This window comes from Bacillus sp. 11C (genome assembly GCF_055486375.1).
Map to the genome: position 1 here is coordinate 22,238 of NZ_JBUPVZ010000013.1, position 23,978 is coordinate 46,215.

Below are 23,978 nucleotides of genomic sequence, written 5' to 3' on the forward strand. Positions count from 1 at the left end.
TAAAAGCGTCACGTTTTTCAGTAAACTTACTATAAGACGTAAAAGGGGATGGAAAATATGAAAAAAAAGAATTGGCTTTTCCTATTATTTGCATTTGCAGCAGTTTTCAGCATTATGCTGATCGGCGTCTTTATCGCTGAAAAAAGCGCCATAGGCATTGCAGGGAGCATTGTACTTGTTTGCGCCGTTATGGGCGGCGGATTTACATTAAAAAAGAAAATGCGCGAGCAGGGCTTGCTTGATTAAAAGCATTGCCCCGCAGGAGATATTATAATCAAAAAACACCGCAAAGAAAGCAGTGTTTCAAATTGTTGACAAAATGCTAAAATGGTTTTCATTTTAGCATTTTGTATCTTTTCAGTGTGATTGAAATCCCTTGAAGTCTAGGAAGGGCGTGCATCGGAGCACAGCGAATGTTCGAATTCGTGAGCACCGGCGCGCAGCCTTGACAACAAATGCGAGAGTTTGTCGACATGCTGAAACACTGCAAAAAGCGGTTTTTTTCATTTTATTAAGCCTTATCTCCCCTGTTTCTTAGTCTGGAAGATGTAAAACAGCATTCATACATAGACAAACGTTCTCATGATGACACATGTGACCGGCAAAAAATAGTCCGGCAACATATACATAAAAGACCATAGAGCCTATTTCTCTTCCTCCAATCTCTCCCTATAATGGGATTCGTAGCACAATTCATAAAAGGGAGAGAAGAAACATGAAGAAAACATTTGTAAAAAAAGCTATGCTAACAACTGCCGCAATGACCTCAGCTGCTCTATTAACGTTCGGCCCTGATGCAGCCAGCGCAAAAACATTGGTTGATAACACAGCTGGCCATGTTCAGCATCAGACAATCACTAACGAAGATCTCAATACATTCATTGATATATTAAATGAATGTATATATGAACAAGACGGTGTGTATTATTTTGACAGTGAAAAAGCTGTCGAGTTAGGAATGACAAAAGAAGAGGCTCAAGTAATCGCAACATTATGGGAGTCGACTTCAGAATTTTTCAATGTTGTTTCACAATGTGTGTATGCTGAAGATGGAAATTACAAATTTGATACAGAAAAAGCAATTGAACTTGGCTTCACAGATAAAGAAGCACTCGCACTTGAACAATTTTTCTCCGCTGTTTCCTTAAAGATTCACATTCTTCAAGCAGCAATTGTATTACAAGACGGTGTGTACAGCTATGATAAAGATGCAGCCATACAAGCAGGGGCGACACCTTCGCAAGCTGATGTTTACGGCAAACTCTTCAGTGCTCTGCCACAAGAACAGCTTGCCGCAATCTACGATATGATCCATCCTGAAGCTTAATCTAAAAAAGCGCTTGCCGCAGTCGGACAAGCGCTTTCTTTATATGAGCAGTTTGATGATCAGCATCACGGCTACCGCCGCTCCGAACCAGCAGGCAGCTTTAACGATCAGCAAACCATAGTACCTCTGTTTAAACCGCATTTCTTCTTCCGGCAGAAAAGCCTCCTCAACAGCCTGTCCGCCCTCCAATTCAAAAGGCTCAGCCATCATGTCATACATCTCTCTGCAGCTGCTGCAGGTCTTTAAATGTTCTTCAATGACGTGTTCCGTTTCACTTTTACAATCACCTTCAAGATACAGAGGAAGCAGGTCTCTTACTAGAAAGCAGGTCATATCCGCTCCTCCTCTCTTCTTTTCGCCATGTTTTTCTTTAGCTCTAATCTGGCCCGGTGCAGTGTGGTTTTCACCTTTGAAAGACTCCATCCTAATATCTCAGCGATTTCTTCATAAGAAAGCTCTTGGAATTCTCTTAAAATCAAAACGGATTGATGCTGATCTTTTAACAGCAGGATCTCCTGCCGCAACGTTTCGCTTTTTACCGTCCGTGACAGATACTGTTCAGGCTGCTCATAAGTTGTTTGCGTTAATCCTTCATTTTTGCTGATATCAGTCAATTGGTATTTGACATCCCTGCGGTACCAATTGACAAAGGTATGATGTGCAATGGTGTAAAGCCACGTTCTGATGGAAGAATGCCCTCTAAACGAAGCCAGGCCGTTAAGAGCTTTTACAAACGTGTCCTGCGCTAAGTCCTTGGCTGTTTCAAGATGATGAGTCCTTCTGAATAAATAATTTAAAATTTCTCGGTAATACTGTCGATACAAGTCCTCAATAGAATCCCTATGCTTCATTAGAAATAAAACCACACCGTCATCCAAATAGCCAATAAAATGAAACAGATATACATGGCAGACAGGTATACTTTCATATGTCTGATTTGGCTCTCTTCTTCAGCACCCGGGCTTCTTTTTGAACAAGATTCACTCTTTAAGCCTTCCGCATTCTTTTGAAATAACGGCTCTTGCTGTCTCATCCATTCCATTGATTCATCCTCTAGCTCTCCTTCTTTATATAGGTCATATAAATCTAAAAATACAGACGCTTTTTCTTTATGATTCATATAGGCTTTCCACCTCTTGTGTGTCTCCATCCACCACATAAGCATCATGGCGGTTTGAGCCAAACGGCTGAATAATGATCAGCCATGCATAATGGCGTTCATTCCCTCTTTGAACGATAATTGGACGCATACGTTTTTTGTAAATGACATCCTGGTATGCAGAAGCTACTTTTTCATAAGCCAATTTTCCATCACGATACGTATATGGAAATGCCCTATCGGGTGTATCGCTGTACACATAAGCGTTTAGCTGACCTTGATCTTCAAAAAGCTCATATGTTTTAGAAGAATCAGTATACATCACCATGTCACTCTGCCTGCTTTTTTTCTTCATTTCTGATACATCAGCATCGAAGACCGATAATATCTGCCGCTGCAGCTTGTTGTTTGTCAGTGAAATATTCTTTTTCATTGGAAGCGAAAGACTATGTAAACAACCAGATTCACTCTCGAATTCCAAAACAATTCCATCTCTCGTTTCAACGCGCACCAAGCTTCCAAGCAGGCTGTTGCTTTCAATATCAGTGATCTGATAAGGCTGTTTCGGTATGTTTAAAGCTGTAAACACTTCCTTCACTTTGTCTTGTATGTCTTGTTCTGTTACATGAACATGCAGAAGAGAATCAAGCTGATAAATTGAAGGGTCTTCACTAAAGCCCATTAGTGTTTCCTTTTCCCAATAAAATACCGTTCCATCATCTTCATGATCTTTTTTATGAAGTTGATTTTTCAGATATATACGAACGACTATCTGGCCGTCTTCTTTAGATACCGTTGTTTCGATGTGATCTTTATTTAACACACGGCCGTGTCGCTCAAGGAAAGCGATGGACTTCTGCATGTATTCCCGATCCGTCAGCGTTTTCCCCCGCGGCTTTTTCAAGTACTGATAATTATTAATCAGCTGTGATACTTCATCCACTTCAGCCTCATAGCTCAAGTTTTCAAATGAATAGAAATAATGCACATCCATCTTTGTATCATGTAAATACAATGTCTCATCCGTAGGAAAAAATGACTTAATAATTTGTTCCGCTTTTTCAGATGAAATGTGCTCTCCTACAAAATTGAATGAGTCATGAACATTTGCCGGCTTTGATACAGCGAAAGCAGCCGTTGCTACGTTATATATCGGATTTAAGAGAAAGACAAAAAACAGAATGACAGCCATCGGCAGCCACTTATTCACACGCGCATAAACCTTGCCTGACTTTTGGAACAGATGATAGCTCATCAAAAATCCCGCCATTGCTAAATAAATCGTATATGGCATTACTGCACCATAATCTATGGAGATTTGATTGGGATATGGCATAAGCAGCAGGACGAGCAGTCCGATAATCAGCGTATAAAATAAACCTAGTAAAATCTTATTTGTTCTCCAATACAGCTTAAAAAACAGTACATTCAACACAATAGGAAGAATGATGATGAAAAACAGGAACACGAATTCAATTGGTTCGATCCCATCAGGATATTCATTCCAATACGAAAAGAAACTGAATATCATTTGTACGATCGGCAAACTGACAACGGCGAGATCGAACGTATAAAACATACCTTTTCCGCCATGATCACAAGGCATCAGCATATAGTGAAAAGCCATCAGTAGCACATACCCGTATAACAAAAAATGCACCAGCGGCAGCAGTTCATTGCCGTCCTCTCTTAAGTAAGCGCTGGTAAAGTTTGTTGCTTGCACCTGATGAATGAGTTCAACAGACACCCCGGCCAGTAACACAATCCGCAATAAGACACCTGCCAAGAACATGGTGCGGTACCGGTTTATCTTGGGATGGTGCACCAAAACATATAAGCCCGCCAAAACTAAAATTGCCCATTGAATCAGCAAGGTGCTTTGTCTGCTTAATATAAAATAACGTTCGAAATGCAATACATAATGACTGAATAAATCCAACACGAACAACAATCCTTTACTTCTTATTAAGGCCTCATTCGGTTAGACAGCCGGCTTGTCCAAAAGTTTCAATAAGAAACAAATATTTCTTTTCTTCCCCATAACTCTTGCAATGAGCCATCACATGACACTTGACTCATCTGGATATTATTCAGCAAAAATAAACACAGGACATTTCTATCAATTTTGTCTAGTTATGTTAGTTTTTGTTGAGTATTCCAAAATGCTAGTTTAATATAACGATATAAAGATTTTTCAGTATTTTCAAAAAAGGGGGATTTATTGTGGGTTTAGGTAAGAAATTGTCTGTTGCTGTCGCTGCTTCGTTTATGAGTTTGTCAATCAGCCTTCCTGGTGTTCAGGCTGCTGAAAATCATCAACTTAAAGAGAATCAAACTAACTTCCTCTCCAAAAACGCAATAGCTCAATCAGAGCTCTCTGCACCAAATGACAAGGCTGTCAAACAGTTTTTGAAAAAGAACAGCAACATTTTTAAAGGTGACCCTGCCAAAAGGCTGAAGCTTGTCGAAAGTACTACTGATGCCCTTGGGTACAAGCACTTTCGATATGCGCCTGTAGTTAACGGAGTGCCTATTAAAGATTCACAGGTGATCGTTCACGTTGATAAATCCGATAATGTCTATGCGGTCAATGGTGAATTACACAATCAATCTGCTGCAAAAACAGAAAACAACCAAAAAGTCTCTTCTGAAAAAGCACTGGCACTCGCTTTCAAAGCCATCAGCAAATCACCAGACGCTGTTTCTAACGGAACAGCCAAAAATAGTAATAAAGCCGAGTTAAAAGCGATAGAAACAAAGGATGGCAGCTATCGTCTTGCTTACGACGTGACGATTCGCTATATCGAGCCTGAACCTGCAAACTGGGAAGTCTTAATAGATGCCGAAACAGGCAGCATATTAAAACAGCAAAATAAAGTGGAACATGCTGCTGCCACTGGAAGCGGAACAACTCTAAAGGGCGCAACTGTTCCTTTGAACATCTCTTATGAAAGCGGAAAATACGTTCTAAGAGATGTTTCAAAACCAACAGGCACGCAAATCATCACATATGACTTACAAAACAGACAGAGCCGCCTTCCAGGTACGCTTGTCTCAAGCACAACTAAAACATTTACATCTTCATCACAGCGGGCAGCCGTTGACGCCCACTATAACCTCGGTAAAGTGTACGATTATTTTTATTCAAACTTTAAACGAAACAGCTATGATAACAAAGGCAGTAAAATCGTTTCTTCCGTTCACTACGGCACTCGGTATAACAATGCTGCATGGACAGGCGATCAAATGATTTACGGCGACGGCGACGGATCATTCTTCTCTCCGCTTTCCGGCTCATTAGATGTGACAGCACATGAAATGACACATGGCGTCACTCAAGAAACGGCCAACTTGATTTATGAAAATCAGCCGGGGGCATTAAACGAATCATTCTCTGACGTATTCGGTTATTTTACAGATACAGAAGACTGGGACATTGGTGAAGACATTACAGTCAGCCAGCCTGCTCTCCGCAGCCTGTCCAATCCGACAAAATACGATCAGCCAGACAATTACGCCGACTACCAAAACCTTCCAAACACAGAAGAAGGCGATTATGGCGGCGTACACACAAACAGCGGAATTCCAAATAAAGCCGCTTACAATACCATTACAAAACTAGGTGTATCTAAATCACAGCAGATCTATTACCGTGCGTTAACAACGTATCTTACACCTTCTTCAACGTTCAAAGATGCCAAAGCAGCTCTCATCCAGTCTGCACGTGATCTTTACGGCTCAACTGATGCCGCAAAAGTTGAAGCAGCCTGGAATGCTGTTGGATTGTAATGTTAGGAAAAGCCTGAGAGATCTCAGGCTTTTTTTTCGTTACATGTATTGATTTCCTTTTCTGTTGTAAGCATAATCATTACAACGAAAGGATGATACCATGAGAATCAGCACCCGCTTCACGATAGCCGTACATATGTTGTCTCTATTAAATGTGCGGACGGACCACCTCACCTCAGAACAAATGGCTGACAGCGTAAATACCAATCCAGTCAAAATACTACTCTTACATTAAATTTGTTGGTGCGCCGCGATCCAATGGATGCGTTGTTAGACAAAAAAGGCAACCAAGAAACCTACCCTTTAATTATTTATTTACAAGGATGTGGCCGGCTGGGGCTGGACAAAACAGGATACATACGCCTTTTTGCCTCAGCTTGCTGAATTTGCAAAAGAGGGGTACACCGTCGCAAGTGTGCAGTACAGAGGAAGCGGCGATGCAGTCTTCCCCGCTCAGCTGCAGGATGTAAAAACAGCAGTACGTATTTAAAAGCCAACGCTTCAGCATACAATATTGATCCGCAGAACATCGGGGTTTGGGGAAATTCTTCCGGCGGACACTTGGCTCTCCTGCTCGGATTAACTGAAGGATTAAAAGACTTCGATGGAAACCGGGAATATGCACATGTATCGAGTCAAGTGCAGGCCATTGTAGATTGGTTTGGGCCGACAGACTTACTGACAATAAGCCGATATCCGTCTATTTTTGACCATGACTCCCCTCATTCTTCTGAATCCAAGCTTATTGGCGGGGCAATTCAGGAACATAAGGAAAAAGCCAGAACAGCCAGCCCTATTGAATATGTACATCGCGAGGCGCCGCCAATTCTTATTATGCACGGGGATCAGGATGACGTCGTTCCGTATGAGCAAAGCGCTGAATTTTATCACGCACAAAAAAAAGCAGGCCACGATGCCATTATGTATAAAATAAAGGAGGCCGGACATATCGGTTTTACCCAGCATCATACTCTTAACATTGTAAAAGATTTTTTTAACTGCTATCTAAAGAATGAACGTAAGCATATGAAATAAAGGAAGTTCATACGACTGAATATAGAGCAAAAACATTGACAAAAAATTTTATTTATGCTATAATTTAATATTAATATATTTTTATGTATACTAAGATTCTCCTGGCCAGGGGAATCTTATTTTTTTATGGGAGGATCATTTCATGAGGAAAAATCAGTCCAGCTTAACGTCTTTGATTTCAGCTTTTGCCCGTGCGTATCACAGCCGATATGACACGCCTCTCATTTTTGATGATTTTATTGCAAAAGATCTTATTAACGAAAAAGAGTTTTCCGACATCAGCGAGAATATGATTCAAGGAATCACGTTTTTCAACAAAGAGATTGCTAAACGCCTGCAAAATGATCCCGAAGAAATATTAAAATGGGTTACGCAAGTCCAGCTGTCACCCACGCCCTTAGCACGTGCTTCGTATTGCGAAAAAGTCTTACACAACGAATTAATGCTTGGAGCAAAACAGTATGTCATTCTTGGGGCCGGGCTGGATACTTTCTGTTTTCGGCATCCTGAATTGGAAAACAGCTTAGAAGTTTTCGAGGTTGATCATCCGGCTACACAGCAATTCAAAAAAAATAAGCTGAAGGATGCAAAGCTGACCATCCCGGAGCACCTTCACTTTGTTCCTATGGATTTTACCAAAACGTTTTCCTATCAGCCTCTTATAGATGAAGGATTTGAAAACACAAAAACATTCTTCAGCCTTCTGGGAGTGTCTTATTATTTAACACGAGAAGAAAATGCAAGCTTGATCAGCCATTTATTTTCTCATGTCCCCTCAGGGAGTTCTATCGTTTTTGATTATGCCGACGAAACACTCTTTACTGCAAAAGGAACATCAAATCGAGTTGAACATATGGTGAAGATGGCTGCTGCAAGCGGAGAACCGATGAAATCGTGTTTTACTTATCAAGAAATTGAACATCTGTTAGAGTCAGCAGGTTTACTCATCTATGAACATCTATCACCCGACGACATTCATGACCTTTTCTTTGGCAATCGAACAGACGAGTTGTCAGCGTTTGAAACGATTCATTATATTCATGCGGTTAAAAAATAACGTTTCTTTTATCACAGATTCGCCTCTCATTTTTGGGAGGCTTTTTATGGTTAACAGCTTACAAAAAATAAGCTGCCGTTATCATACGGCAGCTTCCGCTAAAGGCTTCACCAGGATCATAAATGATTTGCCTCTATCATCTTTCTCCATTTTCAGCTGTTCAAACCCGCATTGACTCAAAAACAATATCCATTCGCTGCGATCAATAGGAACTGCCGCAAACATCGCTTTATGTTTGGCTCTGAGCGATCTGCTGATCCGTTCAATGATCATCCTCGCATGCCCCTTTTTTTCTTCATCCGGGTCTACAAGCACCGTTCCCAGCCACGGCTTTCCGTTGGAAGGCGCCCATTCGAGATGATAACTGAGGGCAACAGGCCGACCGTCTTTTTCCCATACAAGCCAGGATCCGTTGTACATGGAGTAGGAGATCATATAGCTTTCAGCATCTTTCTCCCCAAATTCCTCCTCTTTCCATACAGGATGAGCCTCCGCGAGCGTTTCTAACAAGCTGAGGTCGTCCTGTTCAAATAACCTACTTTTCAGCACGAAGGTACTCTTCAAATACCGTTTTATGTATAGATGGTTTTCCGGCCAAAACACTGTGATTTTCTAAAAAGGTAAACGGCTCACCCTCAATGGTCGAATAAATGCCTCCCACTTCATTTAACAGTACACAGCCGGCCGCGTAATCCCATGGCGCAAGCCGCATCGTGATGTAAGCATCTATTCTTCCTGCCGCGACATTCGCCAGCTCTAAAGCAGCAGAACCGTAGGAACGTGTGCCTCTGACTCTTTTCACAAGGGGCGCTAACACACTTGGATCAATTCTTCTGTTTTCCGTTATCCATGTCGCATTAATGCCAAGAATGGCTTCTTCAATGACGGTTTCTTTCAAAGGAGCCAGCTTCGTTTCATTCATATAAGCTCCTCTGCCGCTAAATGCGTGATAAAGTTCATCATGCACCACATCATAAATTAATCCGATTTTCCCTTCTCCGTTTTCAAAAATTCCGATTGAAATCGCAAAATTTCTTTGCTGGTGAACAAAATTCATCGTCCCGTCAATCGGGTCGATAATCCAGACGACTCCCTCCAATGAGTGGAGTTTGTCTCCTTGCCCTTCTTCGCCAAGTATGCGGTGTCCCGGAAACGTTTCTTGAATGCGGTCAATAAAAAACTTTTCCGTTTCTTTGTCAATATTGGTGACTAAATCATTCGGATTTGATTTTGTTTCAATTGTCAGGATTTCATGCATGGAGTGTTTAATTCTCGCGCCTGCTTCCCTTACCCATTTTTTTGCAATTTCATCAATTTCCGTCCAATTTGTCATTCTTGTGTACCCTCTCTTCTATGTAGACCTTTATTTTATAGGATACTGATAACGGTGGTGAAAAAGCAAGGAAAATGAAAAATATCCCTTCTCATGTAAAAACGAACCATTCATGCGGTTCGTTTTCACTATCGCTTTTTACCCGTTAAGACGAATCCATTCTTTTCTGAGTCGCTCAAGTTTGTTTTTGCTTTGTTCAATTTGTTCTTCATTTTCTTTTTGAATTGCTTCATACAGGGTTGCCAATTCATAATCTACCTCTAGTCTCCAGACAGCTACACGATTGTTTTTCTCTTCCTTAAAACCCTCTTTCACAACTTGCCTCATTGTCTTTCGCCCCTTCCAGAGATCATTTGTTTGTAAAAAAGCATCCCATTTTGCCATTCAACAATGATTACTTCTTATATCGTATGATTGTTCTATTTACGCGTAACATGATTCTGAAAATTGTGTGTTTACCTATTGGTTTATTACCACATTTCCCCTTTCTTCAAACGCGTTCAATCTTTTTGACGCTCGTATGAACTGTGATAAAATATGTTTACTTGCATGAAGGAGGAAAATCATGACACAAATGCGTTTTACAGAAGAAGACTTTAACACATTTACAATAGAAGGCTTAGACGCGCGCATGGAGGTATTAAAAGAGACGGTCCGTCCGAAGCTTACAGCTCTAGGCGAACATTTTGCCCCGACTTTATCAGCTTTAACCGGGGATGAAATGTTTCCGCATGTGGCAAAGCACGCAAGAAGATCCGTCAATCCCCCTGCTGACAGCTGGGTGGCGTTCGCAAACAGCAAAAGAGGCTATAAAAAACTGCCGCATTTTCAGATTGGTTTATGGGAAAGCCACGTATTTGTGTGGTTCGCGATTATTTATGAATCCCCTATCAAAGAAGAATACGGCAAATGGCTTGAAGCGAATCAGGAAACCATAACAAAGAATATCCCAGACAGCTTCGTTTGGTCCGCAGATCACACAAAACCCGGAGTACATAAGCAGTCTGAAATGGATAAGGAACAGCTGAAGACGCTGTTTGAGCGTTTGCAGACTGTAAAGAAAGCCGAGCTGTTATGCGGCATTCAGCTTCAAAAAGAAGAAGTGCTGAATATGAATAACCAGGAATTCCTTCAGCGTATCGACGATGCTTTTCAGCAGCTTGCTTTCTTGTACCGCTTCACCCAAAAGGTATCACAATCATAAACAAGAGCCGGGGCAGGAATTGCCTCCGGCTCTTTCTTACATCTTAATCTTCGCCTGATCAGATTCTCTCGCCTGTTTGACCGTGCGATAAGGAGAGTATGTACTTTGTTCTTCAAACTCGCCGCATAGCGTTTTTTCCTCGGCCTTCCCCGGTACAATTTCTTTAAAACGGCGGTAAGCTTTAAGAAGCTCTTCGCGATCTGCGCCTTTTTCATATGCAAGCTCAACCTGCTGGAAAAACGCAATCACATCCACTGCTTCTTCAGTTGTCCAATCTTCATTCATTGGGTATTGATATTCCATTTTCTTCACTCCTTATAGATTTGCTCCCCTTAAGAGAAAGCATCTTCATTTGATCATAAATTGTTCTTTACATTCTTTCAAGTTCATAATATAATTCATTTGTTTTACGTCTAATAAACGGTTGAGAAACTGATTTTAATACACACTATTATGCAGAGGTATGATTACAAAGGTGGGAAAACAATTGTCGCAACATGAAACACCCTTATATACAGGACTGAAAAAGCACGCAAGCAGACAGCCTGTTCAATTTCACATTCCCGGCCATAAAAAAGGGGCAGGAATGGATCCAGAATTCAGACAATTTATCGGTGAAAACGCGTTAAGCATAGATTTAATCAATATTGAACCATTAGATGACCTGCACGCGCCTAAAGGCATCATCAAGCAGGCACAAGATCTGGCGGCTGAAGCATTTGGCGCGGATCACACATTTTTTTCTGTTCAAGGAACAAGCGGCGCCATTATGACAATGGTGATGGCTGTATGCGGACCTGGAGATAAAATTATTATTCCAAGAAATGTGCACAAATCAATCATGACAGCTATTGTATTTTCCGGAGCAATTCCAATCTTTATTCATCCGGAAATTGACAATGAATTAGGCATCTCCCACGGCATTACGCTTGAATCTGCTAAACGGGCGCTTACCGAGCATCCAGATGCAAAAGGGCTTCTTGTTATCAATCCAACTTATTTCGGTGTTGCAGCCGACTTAAAAAGCATTGTTGAACTCGCTCATTCGTTTGATGTGCCCGTTCTAGTTGATGAAGCACACGGGGTCCACATTCATTTTCACGACGAATTGCCGCTTTCAGCCATGCAGGCAGGAGCGGACATAGCAGCTACAAGTGTACACAAGCTGGGGGGATCACTGACGCAGAGCTCTATTTTAAATATGAGAGAGGGTCTTGTTTCCAAAGACAGAGTGCAATCCATCCTGAGTATGCTGACAACAACGTCTACATCTTACTTACTTCTCGCCTCTCTGGATGTTGCCAGAAAACGTCTTGCGACAGAAGGCCATCAGCTTGCTGAGGAGACACTGAAGCTTGCCAACCAGACGAGAGAACGCCTCAATCACATTGAAGGCATTTATTGTGTCGGTTCTGAGATTCTTGGTTCGAAAGCAGCTTACAGTTATGACCCGACAAAATTGATTATCTCTGTTAAAAGTCTTGGACTCACAGGTCATGATGTTGAAAAATGGCTTCGTGAATCCTTTAATATTGAAGTGGAGCTTTCTGATCTGTACAATATTTTGTGTATTTTCACCCCTGGTGACAGCCAAAATGATGCAGACCGGCTTGCAGAGGCTTTAACAGAGATTGCACATCATATGTCAGAAAAAGATATAACGCACCAGCAAACTGAAGTACTGCTTCCGGAAATTCCTTTATTGGCAATGACTCCGCGTGATGCTTTCTACGCAAATACGGAGGTCATCCCATTAAAAGAAGCATCCGGACGGATTATCGCTGAATTTGTCATGGTATATCCTCCTGGTATTCCAATCTTCATTCCAGGTGAGATTATTACAGAAGACAACATCAGCTACATTTTTAAGAACCTTGACGCAGGTCTACCGGTTCAAGGACCTGAAGATTCGACATTAAACATGATCCGGGTCATTAAAGAGCAAAAAGCGATTCAATAAATAAAAAGCATGCGGGCTCAGCCGCATGCTTTTTATTACTCTTCATCAACAGGACATTGACATTGTCCGCAGCATGATCCGTATAATGTTGTCACTTTCTCATCTTCAAAGTAATGAATGGCTTCGTTGCAATCTTGGCAAACAATCGTTCCCATCTCTTATTCCCCATTTCTTTGAATTTTGAAAACGCTTAATTTATCTTGTTGCTATTATATTAATATGTCACATTTAAAATGTCAACCGTAAACTGTATGACACATTTAATTTTCATTTCGTTATATATAGTGTTTTTTTATTTTTCACCATACAATATCTTCTTCACGAAACAGCTTTAATCGATACATATGCAAAAATACATCCCGTGATTTCATGTTTTCTTGAACTTTTATGAACGAACGCAGCAATAAATTCTGTATACCCCCAGAATGGCATTTTAAACGATTGATATACTATGTAATCTCACTTTAAAAACGGTTTCAATTATATAACAATTAGGTAACAAGGAGCAGATTCAGCCGCTTCTCATGATAAACTAAAGCTAGTTTACTATTGTTTATACAGAGGAGAAGATAGATGCGATATCGCGCGGTATTCCCCATACTGATAATAGTATTTGCTTTATCGGGCTGTACGCTTTCCACCATCAATCCGATAAAAAAAAGCCGGATTGACAACATTCATCATACACAAATTTTGTTTTTTTCTGATGAAAACCAAATTGATGAGGAAGCGCCATATTACGATGCACTGCTTGATTTAGAAAAAGATTATCCTGAGCAAATAGATAAAATGAAGGTTTATGATAACAAAGAAGGCTGGGAAGATGAGATTGAAACCGTCCCTACCCTTATGGTTGTTGATCAGCGCCATGTCGTTGTAAAAATCGAGGGATGTGTGAAAAAGAAAGAAGACATCATTAAACCATTGCAGCATGTGCTGTCAAAATAAATAAAACAGCCCCGCATTGAGCGAGGGCTGTTTTTGGTATGAGCATTATTTTACGATGTGAATCGGACTTCCGATTGCCACTTCAGCTGCTTCCATTGTGATTTCGCCCAATGTTGGGTGAGCGTGAATTGTCATCGCGATATCTTCAGCAGTCATGCCGCCTTCGATCGCTAAGCTTAATTCAGAAATCATATCAGAAGCACTTGCACCGGCGATTTGTGCACCGATTACAAGACCGTCCTCTTTACGAGTGATCAGCTTCATGAAGCCGTCTGTTTCGTTAAGAGAAAGGGCACGGCCGTTTGCTCCAAATGGGAATTTAGCAGCAACAATATCAAGGCCTTCTTCTTTCGCCTGTGCTTCAGTGTAACCAACTGATGCAAGTTCAGGCTCAGAGAAGACAACCGCAGGAATACCAAGGTAATCGATTTCTGCAGGCTCTCCAGCGATAGCTTCTGCTGCGATTTTACCTTCGTAAGATGCTTTGTGAGCAAGCGGCGGTCCTTCGATGATGTCGCCGATTGCATAAATGTTAGGTACGTTAGTGCGGCACTGTTTGTCAGTTTTCACGACACCGCGGTCCGTCATTTCAATACCGACTTGCTCAAGACCAAGCTCATCAGTGTTTGGACGGCGTCCTACTGTGATCAGTACGTAATCAGCATCAACAGTTTTTTCTTCGCCTTTTACTTCAAAAGTAACTGTTACGCCGTCTGGTTTTTCTTCAACGCCTTTTGCCATCGCATTTGTATGGATTTCAACGTTGCCTTTTTTCTTCAGTCTGCGTGTAACAAGAGAACTCATTTGTTTTTCGAAGCCAGGAAGAACTTCATCTCCGCCTTCAAGAATAACAAGCTCAGTGCCGAAGTTAGCATACGCAGTTCCGAGCTCAGTGCCGATGTATCCGCCGCCGATCACAACGAGCTTTTTAGGAATTTCTTTAAGAGCCAAAGCGCCTGTTGAATTTAGGACACGCTCAGTATATTTGAAGTTTGGCAATTCGATAGGACGAGAACCAGTTGCAATGATTGCGTTTTTGAACGTGTATGTTTGAGCAGAGTTCTCATCCATGACACGAACTGAATTGCTGTCTACAAAGTAAGCTTCGCCTTTTACAACATCTACTTTGTTACCTTTAAGAAGACCTGCAACACCGCCAGTAAGCTTGTTTACAACAGAAGCTTTCCATTCTTGAACTTTTGTGAAATCAACTGATACGTTCTCAGCAGTAATTCCCATGTCGTCAGAATGCTTTGCATTCTCATAACGGTGGCCTGCATTGATCAGCGCTTTTGAAGGGATACATCCAACGTTCAGACAAACGCCTCCAAGAGTGGCTTTTTCAACGACTGTTACTTTTTGTCCAAGCTGTGCAGCGCGGATGGCAGCTACATAGCCGCCAGGTCCCGCACCGATTACAAGAGTATCTGTTTCAATAGGGAAATCTCCTACTACCATAACATTACGCCTCCATTAAAATTAATTGTGGATCGTTCAGTAAACGCTTGATGTGATTTAATGCATTTTGCGCAGTTGCTCCGTCGATCATACGGTGGTCGAAGCTGAGAGAAAGAGCTAAGACTGGAGCTGCTACGATTTCGCCATCACGAACAATCGCTTTTTCTGCAATGCGTCCGATACCAAGAATCGCAACTTCTGGATGGTTGATAACCGGAGTGAACCATTGTCCGCCGGCAGAACCGATGTTTGTAATTGTGCAAGATGCGCCTTTCATTTCAGCTGGAGCAAGCTTGCCTTCACGAGCTTTTGTTGCAAGGCCATTGATTTCATCAGAAATTTCAAAGACAGATTTACGATCTGCATTTTTCACGACCGGTACAAGCAAGCCTTTTTCAGTATCAGCAGCGATACCGATGTTGAAGTAATGTTTTTGGACTACTTCTTCTGTTTTATCGTCAATTGACGTGTTTAAAACAGGGAATTTTTTCAGTGCAGATGTCAGAGCTTTTACAACGTAAGGCAAGAAAGTCAGCTTGATTCCTTGATCAGCAGCAACCTGTTTGAACTGTTTACGATGTGCAACAAGGTTTGTTACGTCCACTTCATCCATTAACGTTACGTGAGGAGCAGTGTGTTTAGAGTTAACCATCGCTTTTGCAATTGCTTTACGGATACCGCTCATTTTTTCGCGTGTTTCTGGGAATTCGCCCTCTGGAGCTGGTGCAGCAGCCGGTTTAGCAGCTGTATCTTGCGGTGCAGCTGTTTCTTGCGGTGCAGCAGCTTCTTGCGCTCCTCCGTTTACAAAGCTGTCGATATCTTCTTTCACAACACGTCCGTTATTGCCTGAGCCAGTTACTTTACGGATGTCTACGCCTTTTTCACGAGCATATTTACGAACAGAAGGCATAGCGATGACGCGTTTGTTCGGGTCAACTTCAGCTTGATCCTGCTGTCCTGCGCCAGTTGCTTTTGCAGGCTCTTGAGCTTGCTCTTCTTTCGCAACGTCTTGTCCAGCTTCTGCAGTTGATTGAACTTGTGCTTCAGTTTTCGCATCGTCTGACTCTTCGCTGCCTTTAAATTGAAGGTCTTCGTAACCAGGTGCATCAAACGTAATGATCGTTTGTCCAACAGTTGCAACCGTTCCCTCTTCAACTTTTAATTCTAATACTTTTCCTTTAACAGGTGAAGGAATTTCTACTACTGCTTTATCATTTTGCACTTCAGCCAGTACATCATCTTCGTCTACCTCATCGTTAGGCTTGACAAACCATTTTACGATTTCGCCTTCGTGGATACCTTCCCCGATATCTGGAAGTTTAAATTCAAATGCCACAGTTTTCGACCTCCTAGTTTGATTAAGCAATTTTAACGTTTACATCGTATGCATTGAAAACAGATATATAATAGAGGGAAAACGTTCATCTTCCCCCTCGATTATGCAGTTTGATTAAAATTCAAGTACTTTTCTTGCTGTTTCAAGAACGTCTTTATGGTTTGGAAGCCATACGCTTTCCGCTTGTGAGAAAGGAAATACTGTATCAGGCGCAGCCACACGAAGTACAGGTGCTTCCAAGCTCAAAATCGCGCGGTCATTAATTTCTGCTACTACGTTTGCACCAACACCGGCTTGTTTTTGTGCCTCTTGTACAACGATCGCGCGTCCTGTTTTTTCTACAGATGCGATGATTGTATCGATATCAAGCGGGCTTACAGTGCGAAGGTCGACAACTTCAGCAGAAATGCCGTCTTTTTCAAGCTCCTCGGCAGCTTTTAATGATTCGTGAACCATTGCGCCGTAAGTGATGATTGAAAGGTCAGTACCTTCACGTTTCACGTCAGCTTTGCCAATTTCAATTGTGTATTCTTCTTCAGGAACATCCTGACGGAAAGAACGGTAAAGCTTCATATGCTCTAAGAAAACAACAGGATCATTGTCTCTGATCGCAGAAATTAAAAGTCCTTTAGCATCATAAGGAGTTGATGGAATAACAACTTTGATACCAGGCTGCTGTGCAACAAGACCTTCTAAGCTGTCAGCGTGAAGCTCAGGAGTATGAACACCGCCGCCGAACGGAGAACGAATGGTTACAGGTGACGTCCAGCGACCGCCAGAACGGTAGCGCATACGAGCCATTTGGCCTGAAACAGAATCCATTACTTCGAAAACAAATCCGAAGAATTGGATTTCCATTACCGGACGGAAGTCGTTTAAGCCTAAACCAAGGGCAAGACCACCGATACCAGATTCAGCAAGTGGCGTGTCAAATACACGGTCTTCACCGAATTCTTTTTGCAATCCTTCTGTCGCACGGAATACGCCGCCGTTTACACCAACGTCTTCTCCGAAAACTAAGACATTTTCGTCATTTTTCAGTTCTGTGCGTAACGCATCCGTGATTGCTTGAATCATTGTCATTTGCGCCATGGCTTACTTCGACTCCTTCTGTGTATAAATTTCAAATTGCTCCTCAAGGTTGTGAGGCATTTTTTCGTACATGATTTTCATTAAGTCAGTTACTTTTTGTTTAGGCTCAGTATCAGCTTTTTTGATCGCTTGCTTAATTTCTTCTTTCGCATCCTCAATCACTTTTGCTTCTTCTTCTTCAGACCATAAGCCTTTGTTTTCAAGGAACGCACGGAAGCGTACAAGCGGATCTTTTTGTTCCCACTCGTTTTCGATTTCTTTTGTGCGATATTTAGTCGGATCGTCACCAGCCATTGTATGCGGGCCGTAACGGAATGTAAGTGTTTCAATCAGCGTCGGGCCTTCACCGTTGATTGCGCGCTCGCGTGCTTCAGCAGTTGCAGCGTATACAGCAAGCGGATCCATTCCGTCTACTTGTACGCCGACAATTCCGGCAGCTACAGCTTTTTGTGCGATTGTTTCAGCCGCAGATTGCTTTTCAACCGGAGTTGAAATCGCGTAACGGTTGTTTTGCACAACGAAGATTGCAGGTGCTTTATAAGCGCCGGCAAAGTTAATTCCTTCGTAGAAGTCCCCTTGTGAAGCTCCGCCGTCACCAGTGTAAGTGATTGCGACAGCTTTCTTACCGCGTTTTTTCAAACCAAGCGCAACACCGGCAGTTTGAATGTACTGAGCACCGATAATGATTTGTGGTGAAAGGGCATTCACATCATCAGGCATTTGGTTTCCTCTGAAATGTCCGCGAGAGAAAAGAAATGCTTGATATAATGGAAGGCCGTGCCAAATTAACTGAGGCACATCACGGTATCCAGGAAGAACAAAGTCTTCTTTTTCAAGCGCGAAATGCGTTGCAATTTGAGAAGCTTCTTGACCCGCAGTAGGAGCGTAAAATCCGAGACGTCCTTGACGGTTTAGTGAGATAGAGCGCTGATCAAGCACACGCGTAAATACCATGCGGCGCATTAGCTCTTTTAATTGATCATCTGTTAAATCAGGCATCGCCGCTTCATTCACGACTTCTCCCTTTTCATTTAAAATTTGGAACGTTTCGAACTGCTTTTTAATGGCATCAAATTGCTTTTTACTATCGACAATAGCTTTTTTCGTTTTTGCAGCCATACTAAGTCACCTCTTCCTTTCTTTTAAACAGTCATTAGACGTGCATTCCTTTTATACATACAAACTTAGGGTACCCTAAAGTATTATCAGTAAGTCGTATATATTTTAGCCGATCCCCAGTTTGCCGAAACCTTTTATGTAGGATAGTTACACTCTGCTTTGAACTGTATTATTTCGAAGTTGTAAAAAACTAATACAACACCGCTTAACATGGATTAGTTTACACCAAATAAAGAAGAACCGTCAATCGTTTTCATCGCTGATTTTCAATAATTGTATTCGCTTTACATTTCCAATAAAAAAACAGATGCCGACTGCACTCAAAACTGTACTAGTATACACTGACACACTGTACTACAATAGAAATGAAAATTTTGAACAAAATCAGCGTCGTGTTTATTTTAAAAAAAGAGCTGGACAAAATTCAGCTCTTTTTCACGTGATAGCCTGCGGCATCATATAGATCTTCCCGGGCTTTATTATATTTTTCTGTTTGTTCATTAAATTCTCCGCTATATTTAAGGACCTTTTCATAAGAAGCATTGACTTTATCGATCTGCTGGTCAAGATCATCTCGTGTCAAATTTTTATCTTTCAACTGCATATACAGCTTTTTATCAAGCTGAAGCGCTTTATCATATTCTTCATACATGGAGTCATATGATGAATATCTTTTCTCCATCTGGCTTGTTGCGGCATTAGCCTTTTCTTTTATGTGTTTATCCATAATATGTTCAGCAGACGTTTTTGCTTCTTCAAATTCCGATTCTGATTTTTTGATGCTATCATTTTCAACCTTCAGATGTTCTTCACGCTTGCTGATATTTCCAAGCGCCTCGTTCGATAAAGCAACAATTTTTTTATAATCATCCATATTGAGCTGCATGACATCATCATAAAGCTGATTTTCTTTCGCTTCTAATTCTTCGAGCGTTTTCTGTTCTTCTAGAAACGGCTTTTCCGATTCCGCGGCTTTTTCTAATGAATGATGAAGTGAATCAACCGGGTCTTGTCCCATACATCCTGTTAATATCAGTGTCATCACACAAAAAGCACCGATTTTCATCCCGGACCGCCGTTTTATTGCGTCTTTCACGTTAAATCCCCCAATCTTGACAATTCCTACTATAGAATTCACTGGGTCATTTGGCAATAGCTGTCCTGTATGAGGAAGCTCTAAAATTAAATCAAAAAAGTGAAAAATCAGGACAGATGACCATACAACTTTATTGTTTTTACATAGGTTATAGTAGACGCTATGCCTACTAATAAAAGGCTCTGGCGTAATTTAAAGAGGAGGTTTTGTAATATGTATGGATATGGTTACGGCGGAGGCTGCTGCGGTTATGGTGGTTACGGATATGGCGGAGCAGGATATGGCCGCACATTTGCGTTAATCGTTGTTTTATTCATTCTGTTAATCATTGTCGGAGCTGCTTATTTAGGCGGAGGCTGTTGCTAATTACACAGCATGAACTTGACCAGCCAAGATGGCTGGTCATTTGTTTCATTGCACCTTTGTGAAGAAATCCGATATAATTTACATATTAAGCTTTAGGAGTGAAGTTTCTTGATTACTATGGAAAACATCGTACGTGACGGCCATCCAGCCCTAAGAGAGACAGCCGAACCTGTCGAGCTGCCTCCGGGTGATACAGAAAAACAGCAGCTGGCCGACATGATCGAATTTGTTAAGAACAGCCAAAATCCCGAATTAGCCGAAAAATACAAGCTGCGTCCAGGCGTAGGTCTCGCAGCTCCTCAAATTAATATTAATAAACGCATGATCGCCGTTCATGCGGAAGATGTTTCCGGAACGTTATACAGCTATGCTTTATTTAATCCTAGGATCGTCAGCCATTCTGTCGAAAAAAGCTACTTAACTAGCGGCGAGGGCTGCCTGTCTGTTGATGAAGCGATTCCAGGCTATGTTCCCCGCCATGCTCGCATCAGAGTAAAAGGAACAACCCTTGAAGGCGAAAACATTGATATTCGTTTAAAAGGATTTCCGGCTATTGTGTTTCAGCATGAGATCGATCATTTGAACGGCGTGATGTTCTATGATTATATTGATAAAGAAAATCCTTTCAAAGAACCTGAAAATGCAATCGCGATTGAACGCTAAAAATAAAAACGGCTGGCACAGTGCCAGCCGTTTCTTTATTTTAAAAGGTCCAATTCTTTGACAGCGTACGCAATTCCATCCTCGTCTACCGGCTTTGTTACAAAATCCGCGATTTCTTTCAATTCAGGAACAGCATTTCCCATAGCTACGCCTGTCCCGACATACTCAATCATTTGCAGATCGTTTAATCCGTCGCCGAAAGCATATGTATCGCTGATAGCAAAAGGAAGACGCTCGATGACTTTTTTAATCCCTTCCGCCTTCGAACCTCCATGAGGAAGAACATCAGTCGAAAGCTCATGCCAGCGAACTAGATCAAATTCAGGAAAAGCGGCATAAACCTTTTCTTCTTCATCCTGGCAAAATAGAAGAAGCTGGAAAATTTCTTTTCCTTCATAGAAAAGGTCATCGGTTTCTGGATAATCGGTTTTAAGACTGCCGATTCCCTCCATAACATGAGGATGATCCGCAACAGTCGCTTTCATCGTGTCCTCAGCCATAAACACGACAGGATGCTTGTCCTTTCCCGCCTGCTTTAATAATCGGCTGATTGCCTCTTCTGGCAGTGGATTTTTATAAATTACTTGATTTTCAAAGACAACATACTGCCCATTATAGGAAATAAACGAGTGTATGCCCAGCTCCTCTAAAATCGGCTTAACTAAAAACGGAGACCGCCCGCTGGCAATAAACACATGATGCCCTTGGCGCTGCAGCTCCGCCACCGTTTCCCTCGTACTTTCCGGTATATTTTTGTCATGATCATATATCGTACCGTCAATATCAAAGAAAATTAATTTTGAATCCATTATAACTTCCCCTTTATCGTCTTGATCTGCAATTCCCACCCTCATCATACAAAAAGATTGCCATTCAGCAAACTATTTCGTTCAAAACTCATATTAAATTCCATTAATAACCACGAGAAGTCTTCCATAATCTCCGTATACTATTTGTATAAAAGCACTCTGGACAAGTTATGATGAAAGGAGGAACTAACAAATGCTGCGCAAATTAAGAAAGAAACTCAGAAGACAATGGAACGGAATGCTCCGCAAGAAAGCAATTGCCTGACAAGGGATCTTTCGCTTTTCGAGGGGGCCTTATTTTTCTCAAGGCTTTCCTTATATTCCGTTTTCGAATATAATAGAATAAGCGAGTCTAACATACGGCATTTAAGGAGAGATTTGGATGATTTATAAGGTATTTTATCAAGAAAAGGCTGACGAAGTACCTGTTCGGGAAAAGACAGATTCACTTTATATTGAAGGCGTATCTGAGCGTGACGTCAGAACAAAGCTGAAAGAGAAGAAATTTAATATTGAGTTTATTACACCTGTTAATGGTGCATTTTTAGAATATGAACAACAAAGCGAAAATTTTAAAGTATTGGAGTTATGAGCGGTATGAAATTTGTAAAAAATGATCAGACTGCTGTTTTCGCCCTCGGAGGATTGGGCGAAATCGGTAAAAATACGTACGCAGTACAATTTCAGGATGAGATTGTGCTAATTGATGCGGGGATCAAGTTTCCCGAGGACGAACTGCTCGGCATTGACTACGTTATCCCTGATTACACGTATTTAGTCAAAAATGAAGATAAAATTAAAGGGCTTTTTATCACCCACGGCCATGAAGACCATATCGGCGGTATTCCGTACCTGCTCAGACAAGTGAATATTCCTGTTTATGGCGGTAAACTCGCGATCGGCTTACTTCGGAATAAACTTGAAGAGCATGGATTATTACGACAGACGAAACTGAACATTATCGGTGAGGATGATATCGTAAAATTCCGTAAAACGGCTGTGTCATTCTTCAGAACAACACATAGTATTCCGGATTCCTACGGTATAGTTGTAAAAACGCCGCCCGGAAACATTGTACATACTGGAGATTTTAAATTCGATTTTACTCCAGTCGGTGAGCCGGCAAACTTAACGAAAATGGCCGAAATCGGCAAAGAAGGCGTTCTGTGCCTCCTATCAGACAGCACAAACAGTGAAAACCCGGAGTTCACCATGTCTGAGCGCCGTGTCGGAGAAAGCATTCATGACATTTTCCGCAAGGTGGACGGCCGAGTTATTTTCGCTACATTTGCGTCGAATATTCACCGCTTGCAGCAGGTGATTGAGGCTGCTGTATTAAATGGGAGAAAAGTTGCCGTATTTGGACGCAGTATGGAATCGGCTATCGAAATCGGACAAACGCTCGGTTATATTAGCTGTCCTAAAAATACATTTATTGAGCATAACGAAATCAATCGTTTGCCTGCCAATAAAGTAACGATATTATGTACCGGAAGCCAAGGGGAACCGATGGCAGCTTTATCAAGAATTGCAAACGGCACACACCGCCAGATTTCGATTATTCCTGGGGATACAGTCGTATTTTCTTCATCCCCTATCCCAGGAAACACAATCAGCGTGAGCCGTACAATCAATCAGCTGTACCGTGCTGGGGCTGAGGTTATTCACGGGCCTCTTAATGATATCCATACATCCGGTCACGGCGGGCAGGAAGAACAGAAGCTGATGCTTCGTTTAATCAAGCCTAAATTCTTCATGCCGATTCACGGTGAGTACAGAATGCAAAAAATGCATGTCAAGCTTGCAACTGATTGCGGCATCCCTGAAGAAAATTGCTTTATCATGGATAATGGTGAGGTATTGGCGCTTAAGGGCGATGAAGCTTCAGTTGCCGGTAAAATCCCGTCCGGTTCAGTATACATTGACGGAAGCGGTATCGGTGATATTGGCAATATCGTACTTCGTGACCGCAGAATTCTTTCTGAGGAAGGGCTTGTCATTGTGGTTGTCAGCATTGACATGGAGGACTTTAAGGTTTCAGCGGGACCTGATTTGATTTCCAGAGGGTTTGTTTACATGAGAGAATCTGGCGACTTGATCAATGACGCTCAAGAGCTCATTTCAAACCACTTACAAAAAGTGATGGAACGAAAAACGACTCAATGGTCTGAAATCAAAAACGAGATTACAGATACGCTTGCGCCGTTCTTATACGAAAAAACGAAACGCCGTCCGATGATCCTTCCGATCATTATGGAGGTTTAAAAAAAGATGCACTCCAAAGTGA

Annotated in this window: 26 protein-coding genes and 2 pseudogenes; 13 read left to right on the top strand and 15 right to left on the bottom strand. The window is 41.7% G+C overall.

Going from position 1 to position 23,978, the window contains the following annotated elements:
* Positions 1-57: 57 nt before the first annotated feature.
* A complete protein-coding gene (locus tag ACY3LV_RS16500; RefSeq protein WP_333517676.1) occupies positions 58-246 on the top strand; it encodes a YlaF family protein in 189 nt (62 codons plus the stop codon).
* A gap of 469 nt (positions 247-715) precedes the next feature.
* On the top strand, positions 716-1,327 hold the full coding sequence (locus ACY3LV_RS16505) for a hypothetical protein (protein ID WP_333560489.1): 612 nt from the start codon (positions 716-718) through the stop codon (positions 1,325-1,327).
* Positions 1,328-1,366: 39 nt separating this feature from the next.
* Here the strand turns inward: ACY3LV_RS16505 and ACY3LV_RS16510 are convergent, their stop codons facing one another.
* Genes ACY3LV_RS16510 through ACY3LV_RS16525 form a run of 4 tightly spaced genes read right to left on the bottom strand, consistent with a single transcriptional unit; the run spans position 1,367 to position 4,377 of the window.
* Complete coding sequence (locus ACY3LV_RS16510) at positions 1,367-1,660, bottom strand: anti-sigma factor family protein (RefSeq protein WP_087992184.1); 294 nt, start codon at positions 1,658-1,660, stop codon at positions 1,367-1,369.
* Positions 1,657-2,178, bottom strand: coding sequence for an RNA polymerase sigma factor YlaC (gene ylaC, locus ACY3LV_RS16515; RefSeq protein WP_333517679.1), 522 nt, complete (start codon positions 2,176-2,178; stop codon positions 1,657-1,659). The genes ACY3LV_RS16510 and ylaC overlap by 4 nt, the downstream gene beginning before the upstream one ends.
* Complete coding sequence (locus ACY3LV_RS16520) at positions 2,178-2,447, bottom strand: hypothetical protein (RefSeq protein ID WP_087992185.1); 270 nt, start codon at positions 2,445-2,447, stop codon at positions 2,178-2,180. The genes ylaC and ACY3LV_RS16520 overlap by 1 nt, the downstream gene beginning before the upstream one ends.
* A complete protein-coding gene (locus tag ACY3LV_RS16525; protein ID WP_464864187.1) occupies positions 2,437-4,377 on the bottom strand; it encodes a hypothetical protein in 1,941 nt (646 codons plus the stop codon). Before ACY3LV_RS16525 ends, ACY3LV_RS16520 begins: the two co-directional genes overlap by 11 nt.
* A gap of 272 nt (positions 4,378-4,649) precedes the next feature.
* Here ACY3LV_RS16525 and nprE point away from each other — a divergent pair, with 272 nt between their 5' ends.
* The 4 genes and pseudogenes from nprE (at position 4,650) to ACY3LV_RS16545 (ending at position 8,307) form a co-directional block, all read left to right on the top strand.
* On the top strand, positions 4,650-6,215 hold the full coding sequence (nprE, locus tag ACY3LV_RS16530) for a neutral metalloprotease NprE (protein WP_464864188.1): 1,566 nt from the start codon (positions 4,650-4,652) through the stop codon (positions 6,213-6,215).
* 100 nt (positions 6,216-6,315) lie between these two features.
* Positions 6,316-6,435, top strand: a pseudogene (locus ACY3LV_RS16535) (Rrf2 family transcriptional regulator); the annotation flags it as partial.
* A gap of 105 nt (positions 6,436-6,540) precedes the next feature.
* Positions 6,541-7,250, top strand: a pseudogene (locus ACY3LV_RS16540) (prolyl oligopeptidase family serine peptidase).
* A gap of 142 nt (positions 7,251-7,392) precedes the next feature.
* Entirely contained in the window at positions 7,393-8,307 is a 915-nt protein-coding gene (locus ACY3LV_RS16545; RefSeq protein ID WP_333560492.1) for a class I SAM-dependent methyltransferase, read from the top strand.
* 81 nt (positions 8,308-8,388) lie between these two features.
* Here ACY3LV_RS16545 and ACY3LV_RS16550 read toward each other — a convergent pair whose 3' ends face one another.
* From ACY3LV_RS16550 to ACY3LV_RS16560, 3 genes are all read right to left on the bottom strand, one after another.
* The gene (locus tag ACY3LV_RS16550; RefSeq protein WP_148963902.1) at positions 8,389-8,817 is read right to left on the bottom strand and encodes a GNAT family N-acetyltransferase; all 429 of its coding nucleotides are present in this window, start codon (positions 8,815-8,817) and stop codon (positions 8,389-8,391) included.
* Positions 8,818-8,842: 25 nt separating this feature from the next.
* The gene (gene suhB, locus ACY3LV_RS16555) at positions 8,843-9,640 is read right to left on the bottom strand and encodes an inositol-1-monophosphatase (protein WP_148963689.1); all 798 of its coding nucleotides are present in this window, start codon (positions 9,638-9,640) and stop codon (positions 8,843-8,845) included.
* Positions 9,641-9,778: 138 nt separating this feature from the next.
* On the bottom strand, positions 9,779-9,967 hold the full coding sequence (locus ACY3LV_RS16560; RefSeq protein ID WP_087992243.1) for a hypothetical protein: 189 nt from the start codon (positions 9,965-9,967) through the stop codon (positions 9,779-9,781).
* Positions 9,968-10,205: 238 nt separating this feature from the next.
* Here ACY3LV_RS16560 and ACY3LV_RS16565 point away from each other — a divergent pair, with 238 nt between their 5' ends.
* On the top strand, positions 10,206-10,844 hold the full coding sequence (locus tag ACY3LV_RS16565) for a YktB family protein (protein WP_333517686.1): 639 nt from the start codon (positions 10,206-10,208) through the stop codon (positions 10,842-10,844).
* Between the two features lie 36 nt (positions 10,845-10,880).
* Here the strand turns inward: ACY3LV_RS16565 and ACY3LV_RS16570 are convergent, their stop codons facing one another.
* Positions 10,881-11,147, bottom strand: a complete 267-nt coding sequence (locus ACY3LV_RS16570) for a UPF0223 family protein (RefSeq protein WP_064813643.1) — start codon at positions 11,145-11,147, stop codon at positions 10,881-10,883.
* A gap of 184 nt (positions 11,148-11,331) precedes the next feature.
* On the opposite strand from ACY3LV_RS16570, the gene speA reads away from it, so the two are divergent.
* Complete coding sequence (gene speA, locus ACY3LV_RS16575; protein WP_333560493.1) at positions 11,332-12,804, top strand: arginine decarboxylase; 1,473 nt, start codon at positions 11,332-11,334, stop codon at positions 12,802-12,804.
* Between the two features lie 35 nt (positions 12,805-12,839).
* Here the strand turns inward: speA and ACY3LV_RS16580 are convergent, their stop codons facing one another.
* Positions 12,840-12,959: a GapA-binding peptide SR1P gene (locus ACY3LV_RS16580; protein WP_082022512.1), complete on the bottom strand. Its 120-nt coding sequence runs from the start codon at positions 12,957-12,959 to the stop codon at positions 12,840-12,842.
* Between the two features lie 418 nt (positions 12,960-13,377).
* Between ACY3LV_RS16580 and slp the strand changes: the two genes are divergently transcribed.
* Positions 13,378-13,752, top strand: coding sequence for a peptidoglycan-associated lipoprotein Slp (slp, locus tag ACY3LV_RS16585; RefSeq protein WP_148963693.1), 375 nt, complete (start codon positions 13,378-13,380; stop codon positions 13,750-13,752).
* Positions 13,753-13,797: 45 nt separating this feature from the next.
* On the opposite strand, the gene lpdA is transcribed toward slp, so the two are convergent.
* The 5 genes from lpdA to ACY3LV_RS16610 all read right to left on the bottom strand — a co-directional run bounded on the left by lpdA (position 13,798) and on the right by ACY3LV_RS16610 (position 19,853).
* A complete protein-coding gene (gene lpdA / locus ACY3LV_RS16590) occupies positions 13,798-15,210 on the bottom strand; it encodes a dihydrolipoyl dehydrogenase (protein WP_333560494.1) in 1,413 nt (470 codons plus the stop codon).
* 4 nt (positions 15,211-15,214) lie between these two features.
* Positions 15,215-16,546 carry a pyruvate dehydrogenase complex dihydrolipoyllysine-residue acetyltransferase gene (gene pdhC, locus ACY3LV_RS16595; RefSeq protein WP_148963695.1) on the bottom strand — a complete coding sequence of 444 codons (1,332 nt, stop codon included), beginning with the start codon at positions 16,544-16,546 and terminating at the stop codon, positions 15,215-15,217.
* Between the two features lie 114 nt (positions 16,547-16,660).
* Positions 16,661-17,638, bottom strand: a complete 978-nt coding sequence (gene pdhB / locus ACY3LV_RS16600) for a pyruvate dehydrogenase complex E1 component subunit beta (protein WP_148963696.1) — start codon at positions 17,636-17,638, stop codon at positions 16,661-16,663.
* A gap of 3 nt (positions 17,639-17,641) precedes the next feature.
* Complete coding sequence (gene pdhA / locus ACY3LV_RS16605; protein ID WP_148963697.1) at positions 17,642-18,757, bottom strand: pyruvate dehydrogenase (acetyl-transferring) E1 component subunit alpha; 1,116 nt, start codon at positions 18,755-18,757, stop codon at positions 17,642-17,644.
* Positions 18,758-19,181: 424 nt separating this feature from the next.
* Positions 19,182-19,853, bottom strand: coding sequence for a YkyA family protein (locus ACY3LV_RS16610; protein WP_464864189.1), 672 nt, complete (start codon positions 19,851-19,853; stop codon positions 19,182-19,184).
* A 213-nt stretch (positions 19,854-20,066) separates the two neighbouring features.
* Here ACY3LV_RS16610 and ACY3LV_RS16615 point away from each other — a divergent pair, with 213 nt between their 5' ends.
* Entirely contained in the window at positions 20,067-20,219 is a 153-nt protein-coding gene (locus tag ACY3LV_RS16615; protein WP_087992204.1) for a YjcZ family sporulation protein, read from the top strand.
* Between the two features lie 108 nt (positions 20,220-20,327).
* Positions 20,328-20,882, top strand: a complete 555-nt coding sequence (gene def / locus ACY3LV_RS16620) for a peptide deformylase (RefSeq protein WP_464864190.1) — start codon at positions 20,328-20,330, stop codon at positions 20,880-20,882.
* A 35-nt stretch (positions 20,883-20,917) separates the two neighbouring features.
* Here def and ACY3LV_RS16625 read toward each other — a convergent pair whose 3' ends face one another.
* Positions 20,918-21,691, bottom strand: coding sequence for a Cof-type HAD-IIB family hydrolase (locus tag ACY3LV_RS16625; RefSeq protein ID WP_464864191.1), 774 nt, complete (start codon positions 21,689-21,691; stop codon positions 20,918-20,920).
* Between the two features lie 382 nt (positions 21,692-22,073).
* Here ACY3LV_RS16625 and rnpZA point away from each other — a divergent pair, with 382 nt between their 5' ends.
* On the top strand, positions 22,074-22,283 hold the full coding sequence (gene rnpZA, locus ACY3LV_RS16630) for an RNA polymerase subunit omega 1 (protein ID WP_003238840.1): 210 nt from the start codon (positions 22,074-22,076) through the stop codon (positions 22,281-22,283).
* Positions 22,284-22,288: 5 nt separating this feature from the next.
* Complete coding sequence (gene rnjA / locus ACY3LV_RS16635) at positions 22,289-23,956, top strand: ribonuclease J1 (RefSeq protein ID WP_148963702.1); 1,668 nt, start codon at positions 22,289-22,291, stop codon at positions 23,954-23,956.
* Positions 23,957-23,978 lie beyond the last annotated feature (22 nt).

Bases quoted from the DNA above. Each gene is read 5' to 3' on its own strand.
- ACY3LV_RS16545 (WP_333560492.1), top strand. From the start codon at position 7,393: ATGAGGAAAAATCAGTCCAGCTTAACGTCTTTGATTTCAGCTTTTGCC.
- pdhA (WP_148963697.1), bottom strand. From the start codon at position 18,757: ATGGCTGCAAAAACGAAAAAAGCTATTGTCGATAGTAAAAAGCAATTT.
- ylaC (WP_333517679.1), bottom strand. From the start codon at position 2,178: ATGAAGCATAGGGATTCTATTGAGGACTTGTATCGACAGTATTACCGA.
- rnpZA (WP_003238840.1), top strand. From the start codon at position 22,074: ATGATTTATAAGGTATTTTATCAAGAAAAGGCTGACGAAGTACCTGTT.
- ACY3LV_RS16570 (WP_064813643.1), bottom strand. From the start codon at position 11,147: ATGGAATATCAATACCCAATGAATGAAGATTGGACAACTGAAGAAGCA.
- ACY3LV_RS16615 (WP_087992204.1), top strand. From the start codon at position 20,067: ATGTATGGATATGGTTACGGCGGAGGCTGCTGCGGTTATGGTGGTTAC.
- slp (WP_148963693.1), top strand. From the start codon at position 13,378: ATGCGATATCGCGCGGTATTCCCCATACTGATAATAGTATTTGCTTTA.
- suhB (WP_148963689.1), bottom strand. From the start codon at position 9,640: ATGACAAATTGGACGGAAATTGATGAAATTGCAAAAAAATGGGTAAGG.
- ACY3LV_RS16625 (WP_464864191.1), bottom strand. From the start codon at position 21,691: ATGGATTCAAAATTAATTTTCTTTGATATTGACGGTACGATATATGAT.
- ACY3LV_RS16580 (WP_082022512.1), bottom strand. From the start codon at position 12,959: ATGGGAACGATTGTTTGCCAAGATTGCAACGAAGCCATTCATTACTTT.
- ACY3LV_RS16505 (WP_333560489.1), top strand. From the start codon at position 716: ATGAAGAAAACATTTGTAAAAAAAGCTATGCTAACAACTGCCGCAATG.
- ACY3LV_RS16510 (WP_087992184.1), bottom strand. From the start codon at position 1,660: ATGACCTGCTTTCTAGTAAGAGACCTGCTTCCTCTGTATCTTGAAGGT.
- ACY3LV_RS16560 (WP_087992243.1), bottom strand. From the start codon at position 9,967: ATGAGGCAAGTTGTGAAAGAGGGTTTTAAGGAAGAGAAAAACAATCGT.
- ACY3LV_RS16565 (WP_333517686.1), top strand. From the start codon at position 10,206: ATGACACAAATGCGTTTTACAGAAGAAGACTTTAACACATTTACAATA.
- rnjA (WP_148963702.1), top strand. From the start codon at position 22,289: ATGAAATTTGTAAAAAATGATCAGACTGCTGTTTTCGCCCTCGGAGGA.
- ACY3LV_RS16500 (WP_333517676.1), top strand. From the start codon at position 58: ATGAAAAAAAAGAATTGGCTTTTCCTATTATTTGCATTTGCAGCAGTT.
- lpdA (WP_333560494.1), bottom strand. From the start codon at position 15,210: ATGGTAGTAGGAGATTTCCCTATTGAAACAGATACTCTTGTAATCGGT.
- ACY3LV_RS16520 (WP_087992185.1), bottom strand. From the start codon at position 2,447: ATGAATCATAAAGAAAAAGCGTCTGTATTTTTAGATTTATATGACCTA.
- pdhB (WP_148963696.1), bottom strand. From the start codon at position 17,638: ATGGCGCAAATGACAATGATTCAAGCAATCACGGATGCGTTACGCACA.